Annotated in this window: 22 protein-coding genes and 1 riboswitch; of the genes, 15 read left to right on the forward strand and 7 right to left on the reverse strand. The window is 63.1% G+C overall.

The window, feature by feature from the left end; translation table 11 throughout:
* Positions 1–324: 324 nt before the first annotated feature.
* Positions 325–894 (forward strand): cytochrome b, encoded by a 570-nt coding sequence (locus AB6N07_RS06930; RefSeq protein WP_370677071.1) that lies wholly within the window; start codon positions 325–327, stop codon positions 892–894.
* A gap of 214 nt (positions 895–1,108) precedes the next feature.
* Here AB6N07_RS06930 and AB6N07_RS06935 read toward each other — a convergent pair whose 3' ends face one another.
* Positions 1,109–1,858: a S24 family peptidase gene (locus tag AB6N07_RS06935; protein WP_370677072.1), complete on the reverse strand. Its 750-nt coding sequence runs from the start codon at positions 1,856–1,858 to the stop codon at positions 1,109–1,111.
* A 77-nt stretch (positions 1,859–1,935) separates the two neighbouring features.
* Between AB6N07_RS06935 and AB6N07_RS06940 the strand changes: the two genes are divergently transcribed.
* From AB6N07_RS06940 to AB6N07_RS06955, 4 genes are all read left to right on the forward strand, one after another.
* A complete protein-coding gene (locus AB6N07_RS06940; RefSeq protein WP_370677073.1) occupies positions 1,936–2,154 on the forward strand; it encodes a hypothetical protein in 219 nt (72 codons plus the stop codon).
* Between the two features lie 123 nt (positions 2,155–2,277).
* Positions 2,278–2,712: a DUF669 domain-containing protein gene (locus tag AB6N07_RS06945; protein ID WP_370677074.1), complete on the forward strand. Its 435-nt coding sequence runs from the start codon at positions 2,278–2,280 to the stop codon at positions 2,710–2,712.
* A gap of 64 nt (positions 2,713–2,776) precedes the next feature.
* The gene (locus tag AB6N07_RS06950; RefSeq protein WP_370677075.1) at positions 2,777–2,986 is read left to right on the forward strand and encodes a hypothetical protein; all 210 of its coding nucleotides are present in this window, start codon (positions 2,777–2,779) and stop codon (positions 2,984–2,986) included.
* On the forward strand, positions 2,983–3,495 hold the full coding sequence (locus tag AB6N07_RS06955; RefSeq protein WP_370677076.1) for a helix-turn-helix domain-containing protein: 513 nt from the start codon (positions 2,983–2,985) through the stop codon (positions 3,493–3,495). Before AB6N07_RS06950 ends, AB6N07_RS06955 begins: the two co-directional genes overlap by 4 nt.
* Before the next feature lie 29 nt (positions 3,496–3,524).
* Here AB6N07_RS06955 and AB6N07_RS06960 read toward each other — a convergent pair whose 3' ends face one another.
* Entirely contained in the window at positions 3,525–3,785 is a 261-nt protein-coding gene (locus tag AB6N07_RS06960; protein WP_370677077.1) for a hypothetical protein, read from the reverse strand.
* A gap of 17 nt (positions 3,786–3,802) precedes the next feature.
* Here AB6N07_RS06960 and AB6N07_RS06965 point away from each other — a divergent pair, with 17 nt between their 5' ends.
* From AB6N07_RS06965 to AB6N07_RS07000, 8 genes are all read left to right on the forward strand, one after another.
* Entirely contained in the window at positions 3,803–4,087 is a 285-nt protein-coding gene (locus AB6N07_RS06965; protein WP_370677078.1) for a hypothetical protein, read from the forward strand.
* A gap of 146 nt (positions 4,088–4,233) precedes the next feature.
* Positions 4,234–4,575 (forward strand): DUF6511 domain-containing protein, encoded by a 342-nt coding sequence (locus AB6N07_RS06970; protein WP_370677079.1) that lies wholly within the window; start codon positions 4,234–4,236, stop codon positions 4,573–4,575.
* Position 4,576: 1 nt separating this feature from the next.
* The gene (locus tag AB6N07_RS06975) at positions 4,577–5,383 is read left to right on the forward strand and encodes a bifunctional DNA primase/polymerase (RefSeq protein ID WP_370677080.1); all 807 of its coding nucleotides are present in this window, start codon (positions 4,577–4,579) and stop codon (positions 5,381–5,383) included.
* Positions 5,335–6,867: a DUF3987 domain-containing protein gene (locus AB6N07_RS06980; RefSeq protein ID WP_370677081.1), complete on the forward strand. Its 1,533-nt coding sequence runs from the start codon at positions 5,335–5,337 to the stop codon at positions 6,865–6,867. Before AB6N07_RS06975 ends, AB6N07_RS06980 begins: the two co-directional genes overlap by 49 nt.
* 325 nt (positions 6,868–7,192) lie before the next feature.
* Entirely contained in the window at positions 7,193–8,929 is a 1,737-nt protein-coding gene (locus tag AB6N07_RS06985) for a retron Ec67 family RNA-directed DNA polymerase/endonuclease (RefSeq protein WP_370677082.1), read from the forward strand.
* Positions 8,930–9,033: 104 nt separating this feature from the next.
* On the forward strand, positions 9,034–9,258 hold the full coding sequence (locus AB6N07_RS06990) for an antitoxin MazE-like protein (protein ID WP_370677083.1): 225 nt from the start codon (positions 9,034–9,036) through the stop codon (positions 9,256–9,258).
* Positions 9,255–9,581: a type II toxin-antitoxin system PemK/MazF family toxin gene (locus AB6N07_RS06995; protein WP_370677084.1), complete on the forward strand. Its 327-nt coding sequence runs from the start codon at positions 9,255–9,257 to the stop codon at positions 9,579–9,581. Before AB6N07_RS06990 ends, AB6N07_RS06995 begins: the two co-directional genes overlap by 4 nt.
* Positions 9,582–9,746: 165 nt before the next feature.
* Entirely contained in the window at positions 9,747–10,334 is a 588-nt protein-coding gene (locus AB6N07_RS07000) for a hypothetical protein (RefSeq protein ID WP_370677085.1), read from the forward strand.
* Here AB6N07_RS07000 and AB6N07_RS07005 read toward each other — a convergent pair.
* The 5 genes from AB6N07_RS07005 to AB6N07_RS07025 all read right to left on the reverse strand — a co-directional run bounded on the left by AB6N07_RS07005 (position 10,331) and on the right by AB6N07_RS07025 (position 12,930).
* On the reverse strand, positions 10,331–10,921 hold the full coding sequence (locus AB6N07_RS07005) for a GNAT family N-acetyltransferase (RefSeq protein WP_370677086.1): 591 nt from the start codon (positions 10,919–10,921) through the stop codon (positions 10,331–10,333). The two genes, AB6N07_RS07000 and AB6N07_RS07005, sit on opposite strands and share 4 nt — an antisense overlap.
* Before the next feature lie 70 nt (positions 10,922–10,991).
* A complete protein-coding gene (gene arr / locus AB6N07_RS07010; RefSeq protein ID WP_370677087.1) occupies positions 10,992–11,408 on the reverse strand; it encodes an NAD(+)--rifampin ADP-ribosyltransferase in 417 nt (138 codons plus the stop codon).
* A 55-nt stretch (positions 11,409–11,463) separates the two neighbouring features.
* Entirely contained in the window at positions 11,464–11,958 is a 495-nt protein-coding gene (locus AB6N07_RS07015; protein ID WP_370677088.1) for an N-acetyltransferase family protein, read from the reverse strand.
* A 5-nt stretch (positions 11,959–11,963) separates the two neighbouring features.
* Positions 11,964–12,707 carry a CbtA family protein gene (locus AB6N07_RS07020; protein ID WP_370677089.1) on the reverse strand — a complete coding sequence of 248 codons (744 nt, stop codon included), beginning with the start codon at positions 12,705–12,707 and terminating at the stop codon, positions 11,964–11,966.
* Between the two features lie 10 nt (positions 12,708–12,717).
* Positions 12,718–12,930: a CbtB-domain containing protein gene (locus AB6N07_RS07025; protein WP_370677090.1), complete on the reverse strand. Its 213-nt coding sequence runs from the start codon at positions 12,928–12,930 to the stop codon at positions 12,718–12,720.
* A 27-nt stretch (positions 12,931–12,957) separates the two neighbouring features.
* Positions 12,958–13,078, reverse strand: a riboswitch (cobalamin riboswitch).
* 38 nt (positions 13,079–13,116) lie between these two features.
* Between AB6N07_RS07025 and AB6N07_RS07030 the strand changes: the two genes are divergently transcribed.
* Positions 13,117–13,668 carry a histidine phosphatase family protein gene (locus AB6N07_RS07030; protein ID WP_370677091.1) on the forward strand — a complete coding sequence of 184 codons (552 nt, stop codon included), beginning with the start codon at positions 13,117–13,119 and terminating at the stop codon, positions 13,666–13,668.
* Positions 13,669–13,839: 171 nt separating this feature from the next.
* The gene (locus AB6N07_RS07035) at positions 13,840–14,574 is read left to right on the forward strand and encodes a hypothetical protein (RefSeq protein WP_370677092.1); all 735 of its coding nucleotides are present in this window, start codon (positions 13,840–13,842) and stop codon (positions 14,572–14,574) included.
* Positions 14,575–14,706: the final 132 nt, after the last annotated feature.

Raw genomic sequence — 14,706 nt, forward strand, 5'->3', positions numbered from 1 at the left:
GCGCAAATACAGTGGGATAAAGACCATTATCTTAAGTGGGCTTCGGCGGTGGAAAGCCCATCCCCTAGCGCCGCGATGGGCTGATGGGCAATCGAAGCGCCAGCTGATCGACGCCCGTGGTCGGTTGTTCCAGGCATGCCGGATCGAATTTCTCTGCCAACCTTAGTCTGGAATCCGACTTTCGGCCTAGCCATAATTGACAAGGATCAATGCGAGCACGGGACTGACCCATATCGTTGTCCGCAAGACTCCAGAAAAGGTCGTCGGGACCTTCGCGCCCTGGTCGGGCGCCAAGTGAACCCGCCGCATACAGACAGGAACACCATGCAAGCCCCGCTCACCAACCGAGATTACAATCCGCTTTCCAAGCTGCTTCACTGGCTGATGGCGCTTGTCATCATTGTTGCCTGGGGTGTCGGCTATTATGGCGGTGCCATGCTGCATTATGGGGTGAGCGACGGCGAAACCGCGCAGAAGATCTGGGCGATCACCCTGCACAAGTCGATTGCCACGACGACGCTGTTCCTGATCGTCGCCCGCCTCCTGTGGCGGGCCAGCCATCGCCCGCCGGCGCTCGCCGACATGCCCAAGATCATGGAGCATCTGACGCATCTCGGGCATGGGGCGCTGTATTTCCTGATGGTCGCCGTTCCCCTGTCCGGCTGGGCCAACAGCTCTTCGGCCGGCTATCCCATCCCGGTTGCCGGGCTGTTCACGATCCCTGGTCTGGTGTCGAAGACCCCGGAATTGACGCCCTATCTCGTGTGGACGCACTGGTTCCTGTCCTGGGCGCTGGGGGTGACGGTCGTCGGGCATATGCTGTTCGCGCTGAAGCATCACTTCATCGACAAGGACTCGACGCTGCGCTCGATGATGCTGGGCAAGAAGGCCTGACACGGGCAATAATGGGGCGCGTGATAAAAGCGCCCCGCCTCCTTCGGCCTGAGGTTCTCTGCCTGCGCGGAGAATGACAAATTAAATAATAAAAACAAATTTATAGGTTGTCTTCCTCTGCGTGAGGCAGAGGATCTCCGGCAGGATGGGGCGGGCGGCGCATATAGGGTATCAAAGCCGTGCGTCGCTCGACCTCGCGCCCCCGAAACGCCTCCTACATCCGCGACCACTTGCCGATGACCAGCCCGATGACGCGCACCAGTTCGGCCGGGCGGCGCTTGGGCGGCACGGCGGCGTTTTCGGAGATGATGTCGACGGTGCGCGGGTTGTCGTCGTGGTTGAGGCGCAGGCGCTTCACCGAGGGGCCGTCGCCCTCGTCGATGACATAGATCTCGGCGTCCTTGACGTCGCTGACGGCGGTGTCGACCGCCACCACGTCGGACGGGTTGAGGATCGGCTGCATGGACGTGCCGATCACCGGAATGAAGATGACGCGGGCCGGATTGGCGCCCAGATGGGCGCGCGGCACCACCCATTCGCCGGTGACCAGATGGCCCGACTGGATGCCGCCCGACCTCAGCGTCAGCACCTGGCCGGAGGAGCCGTCGCCGGCGCCGGCCCGCGCGTCGACCTCGGCCGAGCCGCCGGGAAGGCGGGCCTGCCAACCTTCCTGCCAGCCGTTGTCGTTGTCCTCGTCGAGCGGGATGTGTTCGGGCGTATCCTCACCGTCGCGCGGGATGGCGTAGGGCTCGTTCATGATCTCATTGAGCCGGACGCCCAGAACGTCGGCCAGCGCGCGCATCTTCTCGACGCCCGGATCGCGGCTGCGCTTCAGGATATCCCGCACATAGGTTTCGCCGAGCTCGGCCTTGAGCGACAGCGACTTCATGTTGAAGCCCTTCTGGCGCATCAGAAGTTCGAGGCGTGATTTCCAGGTCTGTTCCATAAGTGGGATTATGCCCATTGTTTACCGTCCCGTCAACGGGTATCTGCCCATTGACATGATGGGATTTTGACCATTACAATCCCTGCATGAACCCGATGACCGATTTACTCTCCCGCATTGAGCTGCGCTGCGCGGCGCGGGGCATCACCGAGAGCACCTTTGGCAGATACGTCGTCAACGACGGCAAGTTCGTGGCGCGGCTGAGGGCCGGCGGCTCGATGACGCTCAAGACCCTTGAACGCCTCGAGGTGGCCCTCGCGCCCGACCCCGGCGGGCTTCCTCCCGGCCCGCCGGGGAAAGTTTGGCCCGGCTGAGCGGACCGACACAACACACATGAATTCGACGGCCGACGGGCTCGTCGTGGGGCGGGGGAGGCTGACCTTTCCGGCGATGCCTCCCCCATATTCCCGCGTTCGTCAGCCGAAAAGGAGATCGCGATGGCAACGCTCACCCGGCAACCGAGTGTCGCCCTCGGCCTGTTGCCCAAGGGGGATTATCAGGCCCAGGTGGTGGACAGCGCCGTCGTGTCCACCGCCTCGGGCAGCGGCGAGATGTTGAAGCTCACCTTCGAGGTGCTGGCCGGCGACTTCCGGCGGCGGCGCGTCGTCGAGCGGCTCAACATCGTCAACGCCCATGCCGCGGCGCAGCGCATCGCCCAGGAGATGCTGGCGCGCCTATGCGCCGCCGCCGGCCTGTCCGGCATCGCCGACAGCGAGGAATTGCACGGCATTCCCGTGACGATCCGCGTCGATATCCGGCCAGGCAGCGGCGACTATGGCGAGCAGAACATCATCAAGGACTATCGCGCGCTCGCCGCTCCGAAGTCCCCGCCGCGACAGATGACCAGCGCCCGCCGGCCGTGGGACCAGTGACCCAGGCCAGCTAACGCAAACCTTCACCGTTAAGACCCACCCCACATCGCGCGGAGGCGTGACGATGACCGCTCCTTCTATGCCCGACGACAACATCATGACCGCGCTGAAGGCCGCGGCCGGCGTGCTCGAAGCCATCCGGCCTTATTGCCTTCTGGAACTTTCGACCAAATACAGCGTGTCGCACGACGGCCACCGCCTCGGCGCCTTCACCATCGACGAGGCGCTCGATCTCGCCGAGGCGGCGCTTGCCGAGAAGGAGGCGCGGCGATGAACCACCCGTTGCGCGGCACCTTCGTCGGCAATTCCATCGTTCGGCTGGCCGATGAGGGCGTGCCGATCGGCGCGCTGAGCCGCACCTTCAAGATCCCTTATGACAGCGCCCACGGCATCGTGCGGCAGGCGCTGGAGGATGGCGTGATCGTCGATATGCCGGCGGCCGACTGGCCGGCCGGTTCGCGGCTGCGCCAGCCGACCACTAAGCCGATCCGCCTGGAAGCGCGGCCGGATTTTCTGATGAGCTGCAAGGTGGCGTTCGGCCTCACCCCGGCCGAGGGGCGGCTGTTGCAATGCCTGATGCAGGCGCGCGCCTGCACCAAGCCGCACCTTCACGCCGTGGTGGCGCCGGAGGCGGAGCCGAAGATCATCGACGTGTTCGTCTGCAAGATCAGGAGTAAGCTCAGCAAATTCCAGGTGCGGATCGAGACCATCTGGGGGCAGGGCTATGCCATGCCCGAGGAGAGCAAGCGCCAGCTGATGGCGCGGATCGGCGGCGCGCCGTGATCAGCCCCAGCCGCCAGCGACGCATGGGCTCAAGGCCAGCGAACCCTTGGAAAAGCGGCCTGCGCCTCGGCGATGGCGCGCTGGATCGTCTGTATCCGGCTGTAGTTCAGGGTGTCGGTGTCGGCGGGGGCAACGCGAAAGGCCAAGTCCCAGTTGGCCTTGACGCCCGGGCCATTGGCCAGCGGAATGAACTCGAAGTTCACGATGCCGATCGGGCCGTAATCGGCCGTCGCCAGTTCCTGAACATGCTCGATCACCTGCCTCGGTGTGATTGCCTGAAGGGTGTCCATCACAAGAACATCCGTGGTTGGACGAGAAAGCGGACGATGCCGCGCTCGTGGTCGGTTGCCGCGACGCGAACGCCAAGCCTGATGCCCCGATGGGCCAGATCGATGCGCCCGTGGGCGCCGATCATCAGCGCCAGATCCTCTTCGGCGCTAGCCTCGCCTTCGACGATCAGGCTGCCGTCGCTTCGGAACCAGGCGTTGGTCCGGAAAGCGAGCGGAATGGGGCATCGCCCCTCGAGTTCGAGGCGCGCCTTGGCTCTCTGGGTGGCCGGTGCAATCAGTGGTCGTCCTCCCTACTGCGGTAACTGTTGGGCGAATGGCGGGGACGGCAGCTGGAAAGCCGGCAAAACGTCGGCTTTCCGTTGATTGGTTAACAATGTCTTATCTGTTCCCAAAAGGAAATCACAATTTTGGGTAGTTGTTTTTGCTCGGCTTTTGCGGGGCAGGGGTGATGAAATACCCCGCCTCGCATCACTTCGCTACCTGCGGCATCTGCCAGCGGCGGGCCGACGGCATCGGCTTTGCGCCGGATGGACGCATGCCGGCGGTCTGGGTGTGCAACGACTGCGGCTTGGGCCGGGCCAGACAGGCGGCGCGCATGCGCGATTTTGACGTCGTTGAACGACGGGCCTTCACCTGGGCGTCGCGACGGGCCGGCGCGTTCCTCGATACCATCGGCAAGACCGATCTCGCCGTGCTGACGCGGGAGGAATACGAGGGCTTCCTGACGGCCTTCCAGACGCATTTCGTCGAGGAGATCCGCCGGCTGGTGGAGGGCAAGGCGGTTTCCTGACATGGCCAGGCTGACCACGCCCTTTGCCGTCGCCGATCTGCCGCCGGCGCCCAACCGGGCGCTGGCGCTCGATCTGGCGCGGGCCGGTCTTGCCGTGTTCCCGGTGCGCGGTGCCGGGCCGGATGCCAAGAAGCCGTGCCCCACGGTGCGCTGGGGCGATGACGCCACCTGTGACGCCGCGGCGATCGACGGCTGGTGGCGGCGCTGGCCGGATGCCATGCCGGCCATTCACCTGGGGCGCTCCGGGCTTCTGGTTGTCGACCTCGACCGGCACGACGGCGGCGAGGATGGAATCAAGGCTTGGGACGACGTCAATCGGGGCGTGATGGCGCCGGCCGTCGATACGCCCTCGGGCGGCCGCCACATCTATTTTCGCCAGCCGGAAGGCCGCGCCCATGGCAACCGCGAGGGGCTGCTGAAGGGGCGCGGCATCAACATTCGTGGGCTGGGCGGCTATGTGGTGGCACCCGGCGCGTTGAGAGCCGACGGCGAGGGCGCCTATCAGCCGCTGCCGGCGGGCGCGCTGAGGGCGGCGCCCCTGGTACCGGACTGGCTTTACGCGCTGATCGATCCGCCCCCCCGGAACCCGAGCCGAGGTTCGAACCGAGGCAGGAGCCGGGCGCTCCTTCGCCCATCGCCGATGCCCGCCTTGCCCGCTACGCCGACAAGGCTATCGCGGCGGAGATCGACGCGCTGCGCGCCGCCGGCAAGGGCGGCCGCAACAACCAGCTCAACCGAGGCGCATTTTCGCTGGGGCAGATGGTCGGCGCCGGCTGGCTCTCGGAGGCGACGGCGACATCGCTGCTGACCTCGGCGGCGCAAGACTGCGGCCTTGCCGCCGACGATGGCTTGCCGGCCTGTCTTGCCACCATCCGCAGCGGCCTCAGGAAGGGCAGAACGCAGCCACGCGAGGCGCCGCGCGATGCCCGGCCCGAGCCGCCGCGCCCGCCCAAAGGGCCGCGTCGCCTGATCAAGGAGCGCTCCGGCGCGGTAGTTGATGGCGACACCGGCGAGGTAGTCCATGAGGCCAAGCGCGCCCGCGCCGCCGTGGAATTCCCCGATGCGTTGACCCACGTGCCGGGCCTTGTCGGCGACATCACCAACTGGATCTGCGACACGGCCCGCCGGCCCAACCGGGTGCTGGCGCTCGGCGCGGCGCTGACGCTGGTCGGCACCGCCATGGGCCGCTTCTGGGCCGGGCCGACGCTGAGCTCCACCGTGCTCTACATGCTGGCGCTGGCGCCGTCCGGCGTCGGCAAGGACCACGCGCTGCAGCAGATCAAGCGGCTGCTCGCGGCCGCCAAGATGACGCGCACCATCGGGCCGGACGAGTTCATCTCCATGCCGGCCGTCATCCATTTCATCGAACGCGAGCCGCTGTCGCTTTGCCCGATGGACGAGTTCGGCGCCTTTTTAAAGCGCATCAACGCCAAGCGTGCCTCCGGCTTCGAGCGCGGCATTTCCAAGATCATGCGTTCGGTGTGGGGCACCAACTTCGGCCTGATGACCACGCCGGAATGGGCGGCGACGCCGGCCCGCACCATCCGGGCGCCGGCGCTGTCCATCTACGGCGCCTCGACGCCGGAGGATTTCTTCGAGGCGCTGGACGGCGGCGACGTGTCCAACGGCTTCCTCAACCGCTTCACCCTGCTCACCGTAGCCAGCCGCACCGAGGACCGCGAGCCGGCGCTGCCGCCGCTCACCGTGCCGGAGAAGCTATCGGAAAGCCTCAGGCGGCTGTTCGGCGGCGGCAATCCGCTGGTCGTCGCCTCGAAACTGCACGAGACCGACATCGAGATCGACCCGTTCGTCATCCCCTGGGGCCCCGGCGCCGAAGCGGTCTACACGGGGTTCCAGCGCGAAATCCTCGCCTGGCAGGACCGCGACGCCGACGCCGAAAACTTCATCGGCCGCGCCGCCGAAATGGCGGTGCGCATGGCCACCATCCGGGCCGGCGGCCGCGATCCGGTGGCACCACGGATCACCGTGGACGACATCGAATGGGGCCGGGCGGTGGCGCTCTGGTCGGCCCGCACCCTCTACCGCATGGGCCGCCTCTACATCTCCGAAACCGACTTCCAGGCCGAAGCCAACCGCGTGCTGCGCATCATCGACAAGGAAGGCGGCGAGATTTCTCAGGAGACGCTCAGGGCGCGGATGAAGAACCGGCTGCGGGCGCGGGAGTTGAGGGAGGTGATCGAAACGCTGGAGGATACGGGCGCGATTACGCGGGAGAGCGTGGCGACGGAGGGCGGAGGACCGAGGAAGACGCTGTATTTTTTGAGGGGGTAGGGGGGTAACGAAGTAGTCGCCCGGTTCCTTCAGCGTGCTGTCTACGCCGTACAGGGCTTCAAGTCCAATATGTCTGCTCATCCGATTTGCGATTGGATTTACGTGATAATTGTCCGTAATTGATCCCTTGACGGCGAACGGGGATATGGTAGCGTCAACATAGGCTTACAGGCAGAATTGTTGTCCGGTTTCGAGACATATGTACCAATGTCGGATGGGCTTTTGTGCTACCCGATACCCTTATTGCATGATGCCTGCTATTCGTATGTATTATGCTACCTGAACGCGTAAGAGTGCCTGTAAGCCCGTTTGTTTTTGGGTGGCCGTGTCACAACTGAAAAAGCTTAAAGAGACGAGCGATCGAAATGAGCTTGCTGCCCTATTAGGGTTCAAGCCCAGTGCGCTAACGTCTATTATTTATCAAACTCCGCTCGAAAATCGTTATACGATCTTTGAAATAGACAAGAAGTCCGGCGGAAAGAGAATAATCAAAGCCCCTACTCCGAAACTCAAGAAACTACAAACGCACCTGTCGCATCTGTTGTACCAATGTCTCGATGAGATCGAAAGAGAGCGCGGCGAGAAGCCTTTGTCGTTTGGCTTCCGAAGGGACCTTTGGATCGCTGACAATGCGGCCTGTCACAAAGGACGGCGTTGGGTGCTCAATCTCGACCTGAAGGATTTTTTCCCATCCTTCAATTTCGGCCGCGTCCGTGGGTTTTTCCTCAAGGACAAGTTTTTCAAACTCCAGCCCCAAGTCGCTACCACGATCGCGCAGATCGCCTGTGACGGTGTTGCGTTACCTCAGGGAAGCCCGTGTTCCCCTGTGGTGTCGGAGTTAATCGCCCGCATCCTGGATATGCGCTTGGTTTGGCTCGCGAAGAAATATCGCGTGACATACACACGCTACGCGGACGACATCACCTTTTCTACCAGCCAGAAAGATTTTCCTGCGGGTGTTGCCTTTCGAGATGTCCAAGATACCGCGCTTTGGATATTGAGCGACGAGCTCCTTACCAAGATTACTGGCTGCGGATTTGAGGTGAATCCAGAAAAAACTCGCATGCAGTTCCGTGGTAGTCGCCAATCTGTAACTGGCCTGACGGTCAACAAGAAGGTGAACGTTAGTAGTGAGTATTATCGCCGCGCACGAGCCATGTGTGACTCACTTTTTTCAACAGGTTCTTATTTTCGGTCGATGGAAAAACCGGATAAAGAAGGAGGCGATTCGAAGCCTAATTTGACCAATAGCCTCAATCCACTAGAAGGCATACTGGGGCATATCTACGCGGTCACGCAAACAGAAGACCGAAGGGATGTTGGAGAGCAGCGGATAAAGCCAAGAGCCATTAGAAAACTCTATCGACGTTTCCTGTTCTACAAATATTTCGTGGCACTTGATGTTCCGCTGATCGTCACAGAAGGCAAAACAGATCCAGTTTATCTGCGGGCTGCCGTTCAAAGCCGTACCCGGTTTCATCCAATCTTGGGAGAGGCAAAAGGTGGATCGTTTATCCACGCGGTTCACTATTTCAACTATGGAGGACTTTCACACGAGGTGCTTGACCTTGGGGGAGGTGGTGTTGGTAATTTGAAATCTATTCCATTGGACTATCGACGCAACTTTCTTCCGAAAAAAGACGAACACCGCGCGATGGCACATAAATCAATGGCGTATCCTGTCATTTTGGTCTTGGACAATGATACTGGCCTCGGCCCTGTCGCGAGCACCATGAAAGAGAATTTTGGCGTAAGCTTCAGCGTGACTTCGACCGCGTCATTCTACCATATTACGGACAACCTATATGTCGTTAAGACCCCGGAGACTGTTGGCAAGAGCTGTATCGAGGACCTGCTACCCAAGGAGTGGCTGGAGAAAGAGCTGAACGGAAAGAGGTTTAATCCCAAGCCCGACATCACAAAACAATATGGCAAGGAAGTGCTCGCCAATTCCGTGATTAAGCCCAATGCCAGCCAGATCGATTTCTCAAGGTTCGATCCTCTGCTCGACCGAATTGTCGCGGTGATGGTAGACTATGCCTCAAAGAAATCCGCCCACTAGGGATCAAAATTGCCAAAGGGCTTGGGGGCTCCAATCTGGCTATGGTGGCAAAGCTGTTGGAAGGGGCGGCCCATTAGGTAATGCGCAACCTTATGGGGGCACCCATGCCACGCCCCAAGCAAACCGTTGACGGGCTGACCAAGTTTCAGCGTTACCGGCAGCAACAGCAGCGTCAGGGCATGAAGCAATTGCGGATTTGGGTGCCCGATCCCAACCGGCCGGAATTTGTCACCGAGGCCAAGCGGCAGGGACTTTCTCTGCGTGGCCGGGCCGAAGAGGCTGAGGCGTCGGGCTTTATTGCCGCCGCTTTTGAGTGGCCTCAGGAATGAAACGGGGCGATCTCGTAAAGGTCTCGACCCAGGGCGACACTGGCAAGCCGCGCCCGTCGGTCGTCATCCAGTCCGATGCGCTCGACGCGGCCGATAGCGTGCTCGTCGCCTTGTTGACCAGCACGACCGCCGATGCGCCGCTCTACCGGCTCACGCTTGAACCTACTGCCGGCAACGGCCTCAAGACCATCTCGCAGGTGATGGTGGACAAGGTGCTGGCCTATCCGCGCGCCAAATGCGGCCCGGTGATCGGCCGGCTTTCATCCGCCGACATGCTGGTGCTGAACAACATGCTGCTGGTGATGATCGGCCTTGCCGACTGACGGCAGATCAAAACGCCGCCGTCTTGTCGGTGCCGTATTGATCCATGAATAGTCCATAAGCAGGCTTCGTGATCCGTTTATGGATCATGCTGGTCGCGGGCTGTGAGGAAAGCGGCGTTGCACCCGTCCTATGTTGCGCGACCTATTCGAAAGCGAGCTCCTCCCATGTCCTCTCCCCTCCAAGCCATCCTCATCTCCGGCACTTCCCATGTCGGCAAGTCGACGCTGGCGGAGAAGCTCGCCGGGCGGCTCAAGTGGGCGGGGATGTCCACCGACAAGCTCGGGCGGCATCCTGGCCGGCCGTGGCTGGGGATCCCGGCGCCCGTCGCCGAGTTCTATGCGCGGCTGTCGCCCGAGACGATCCACTGGTTCTTGAAGGTGCACCACGAGAACATGTGGCCGGCGATCCGCCAAAGGATCGAGGTGGAGCGGGACGCCGGGCGGCCGTTCGTGCTGGAGGGCGCGGCGCTCAGGCCCGAGTACATTGCCCCCATTGTTTCCGATGAGATCTTTGGCGTGCTGTTGCATGCCGATGACGCGTTTCTGCGCGGGCGCATGCGGTCGGCGGCCGATTATGAGCAGCGCGACGGCGCCGAACGTGGCCTGATTGACGCTTTCATCGATCGGTCCTTGCGGGAAAATGCCGCGTTCAAGGATGCGGCCCTTAAGGGCGGGCTCAGAATCGTCGATGCCGCCGACGAGCGGGCGATCGACGACCTATTCGATGAGCTTGTCGCGCGGGCTTCGATCTAACTGCCGCGTAAGGCCGCCCCTTGGTTGGAACGTTGCATCCACTCGGATTTGAGCAGGGCGTAGATATATTCGTCGCCCCACTTGCCGTTGAACCGGTCGTTCTGGATGAGGTGCGCTTCGCGCCTCAGGCCCAGCCGCTCGACGACCGCCACCGATCTTGCATTCGCACTATCGAGGCGGGCGAAGATGCGATGGAAGCCGATGGCCTCGAAGCCGATCCGCAGCAGGGCGGCAACGGCTTCCGTGGCGTAGCCCTTGCCGGCGTGAACGGGGTTGAAGATGTAACCCACCTCGCCTTGAAGTGCGTCTCGGCTGGCCAGCTTGAGCAGAACCTCGCCGACCACCGCGCCGCCCGCCTTCACGGTGACGGCCAGCCGGTAAACATCGCCGTCGCCCTCGAAGCGGGCGGCCAGCACGCGGTCGAATTTCTCACGCAGGGCGTCCCCGGTTGGCGGCGGCGCATAGAGATAGGCGTAGACCTCGGGGCGGGCGTGATAATCGGCGTACTGGCCCCAATCGCCGTCGGCGAATGGGCGCAGCACCAGGCGATCGGTCTCGTGGCGAGAGGGAGGCGTTTGAAGGGTCATCGATATCCCTTATCGCGGCGGCAGGCGGTGTCCAAGCGTGGGGTTGGTCAGAGGGGCGGTCGCTTGCCCGTCAGTCAATGATGGGCTGGCCGCCTTCACGCGCCAGGCGCGCCAGGCCTTCCTTCATTTGCCGCACCTGTTCGGGCGAATGGCTCTGCCACTTGGTCACTTCCGCGATGATCCTGAGGGGATCGCGGGAGCGATAGGATAACGTCGGGTTTCCGGGAAATTTCTTGTCCGTCAGATTGGGATCGTCGAAGATCGGCCCGGTGGGTTCCACGACATAGATGCGCTCGGGCTCAAGGCCGGCGGCAAGCTCGGCGCCCCAGATCGCCGCGTCCAGCGTGCCCGAGAAATAGACCCATGAAAGCGGTTGAGGGGTGCCAAAGTTCGAAGAATGACCGACGACGATATGGTCGCCCGGCCGCAGGTTGGCCCTGGTTCCGTGGAAGAAGGATTGCGCAAACACGCTGGCCGAAGCTGACATAGGCACAAGGCTCCCCGTTTATTGTTGACGCCGCCGCCGTTGGCACAGAGAGCCTTCAGGTCGCCGGTATCAGGGTTTTTTGAAAGCGATGGGTCGCTACGATGAATTGCCGGCTGACGCCCTTCGGCATCCAAAGCGCATCGTCAAAGGTGTCTGTGAGGTGCCAGCCCTCCCGCTGATAGAACCTTTCGGCGCGGCTATTGCCGGCCGTGCAAAGCAGTTCGGCCTCCGACACCCCATCGGCGAACAAAAGCTGTTCCGCGAACGATAACAACGCATGCGCCGTTCCGGTTCCACGGGCGGATGTGCCGACATAGAGTTTGACGACTTCCGCTGCTTTGACGGAGACAAACCCGATGAGTTCGGTGCCGTCCCTCGCCACGTAGAAGGCGTCTTTCGCCTCTTTCAGCCAGATGGCGAAGTGGCCTTCGGTGCGAAAGGACAACCCCTCGGGCGGCACGAGGGCGGCATGCGCTTCGTGCCATCCCCGGTGCCAGAGCTGGACGATTTTTCCCTGGTCGGCGACCCTAGCCGGATGGATGTCGAGCATGCGGTTTACGCGCGGCCGAGGCGGCGCGCGCCCTGGGGAGCCGCGCCGGACAGCAGCCGCTCGGCGAGGAAGCCGAACAACAGGCCTTGCGCGCCCCAGATGATCGCTTGCAGGCCGAGCGAGGCCAGACGGAAGCGCCAAAGCATGACGGCGGAGAAGGTTTCCGGCACTTCGTTGATCTCGGGCAGCAGCGTCATCACCGCCGCCATGACGGCGATATAGGCAAGGCCGCCGAGGAGGACGGCATTCCAGGCGCCGAGGCGCGCCCAAGTCTGCCGCGCCAGCGCGAAGGCGACGATCATCACCGCGACCGATACCATCAGCATGATGAAGTAGAGCTGGGTGCGGATGACGATAGTCTCCGGGCTGCCGACGGCTGGCGGGTTGGCCGGGTATTTGATCGCCGGCACCAGGATCACCGCGACAAAACCGGCGAGTGCCAGCAGCGCGGCGAGCGGGCGGGCGCCGAGGGCGCTGAAGCGGCCGAGCACCAGCGCGAACACCAGCGACAGGATGCCGCCGAGGGCGGCGCTGTAGACGATGACGCCGGTGAGCAGGCCGAGGCCGGCCTGCGTTGCCCGGCTGACCAGCTCGGGCTCGGCGGCTTCTCCGGCCGCGTGGCTGGCCTGCTCCTCGAAGGCGATGGCGAAATCGACCAGCGGCTCGCCATAGAGGCGGGCGAACAGGAAGGCCATGAGGCCACCGACCACGCCGGCAATCATGCCGCGCAGCAAAAGCTTTCCAGTCATGAAAGACGCCTCAGTGGCAGGGGAAACCCAGGAGGTGGCGGCCGTCGTGCACGAATTCATGCACGTACATGCTGTTGAACAGCGAGGTCGCGCCTTCCTCGGCGCCGACGAAATACACCGCCAGCATCAGTAGCAGACCGGCGAACACGGCCCATGGCAGAACCTCGCCCAGCGGAATGGCGGCCGGCGGCGACAGGGGAGCGGTGCGTGAAATGCTGGACATGGAAAGCCTCCTGGGATTGCGCGTCCCGATGACAGAAGGATGGCGAACAGGTCTGGCTCTCGGGTTTCAGCCCGATTACAGTGGCGCGACCGCTCCGGAGTTTCACCGGCTTCCGCTCAACATCGTCGCTCACCCTCCGCTAAGTGCCGATGCCTGTCAATCGCAAATGATCGATGAGGAATGGGGATGGCCGCTCGCCTGACGCTGATCACAGTGCCGACCGACAACGACCGCCGCGCCCCGCGCTTTCCGGGCCGCGATCGGCTGGACCTGACCTTCGAGAGCTTGCCGGAGACGGTGCGCCGCTGCCTTAGCGAAGCCGATCACCTTATCCACGCACCCGAAATCGCCATTGGCCCCAACGCCACCGTCCGGGTGCCGGCCGAGGTGGCCGAGGCGCTTTCCAATCTCGATTATGGCAACTGGGCGAACCGGACGATGACTGAGATCGCCGGCGCTGATCCCGCTGGCTTCGAGGTCTGGCGAATGGATATGGCGGCGGCCCCGCATGGCGGCGAAGCCATCTCCAGCGCGCGGGACCGGGTCGGCGGTTGGCTGGCCGGGCTGGAGGAACGATCGGGGGCCATCGTAGCGCTGTGCCCGGCGACGATCGTCAGGATCGCCCTCACGGCGGCGCTCGAGGCGCCGCTGTCGATGATCTGGCGCCTCGATCCCATGCCCTGGTCGGCCTGCGAGCTGACGCGCCATGGCGACCGGTGGTCGCTCAGGCTGAGCTAGCTTACCCGTTGCGACGGCCGGTTGCCGTAAATGTATCGGTGTGTTGCTGGGCGCTCAATTATGACGGGTTACGACAAATCGCCACAGCCTCACCATTGAATTTGCCAATTCGTGGTGTTCCCTCGCGCCACTGAGAGTTTCGGTCCGACTCTGAAACCAAGGGGTGACATCATGAGATGCCTTCCGAAGATCAATGGTATCTACTGGCTGTCGCTTGCCGTGGCGAGCGTGTTCGGCGCCAGCCTCGGCGATTTTCTCGCCGATGGGCTCGGTCTCGGCCATCTCAAGGGGCTGCCTTATCTGCTCGGCGACTTGGCGCTCGTCTTGCTGGCCGAGCGTTTCCTGAAATACACCAGCACGCTCTACTTCTGGGCGGCGGTCATCCTCAGCGTCGCCGCCGCCTCCAACGTGGCCAACGCGCTCCATGATCTCCACGTCAGGCTGGCGTCGGTGCCGGTGCTGTGCCTGCTGCTCGCCATCACGGTGATTGTCTGGCGCCTCCGCGAACCGTCGGCCGACGAGCGCGACTTCATCCCGGTGGCCGGCTTTTACTGGGCCACCCTGCTCATGGCCGGCGTGCTCGGCGGCGTGGGGGGCGACGCGGCCGCCTATCCGCTCGGCTTCGGCAACTTCGGGGCGATGGTGGTGTTCGCCATTCCCCTGGGCTTCCTGCTCACCATCGGGCGCAACGGCCTCTACACCGACCTCGGCTTCTACTGGCTGGCGGTGGTGTTCATCGTCGCCGCCGGCACCGCCGCCGCCAATCTTCTGGCCCACGACCTCCACAGCATCGACCTCGGCACGGCAATCAGCGGCGCGGTGTTCGTGGCGTTGATCGTCGCGGTGTACGAGATGAGGGCTTGCAACAAGAGCCTGCGGGTTGGGCTGGTGGGCGAGGGAGCATGAGGAGGCATGAGTCCACATAGGCGCGGGTGGACTCCCATGGACTCCCAAAGGCGAGGCGTCGAGAAAGACGTGCCCGCGAGCGCGCGACCATCCTCAGCTTGCCGCGTCCGAGGATCCGTCTGGCAAAGTGGC

It is taken from the genome of Pleomorphomonas sp. PLEO, from assembly GCF_041320595.1.
Classification (GTDB): Bacteria; Pseudomonadota; Alphaproteobacteria; order Rhizobiales; family Pleomorphomonadaceae; genus Pleomorphomonas.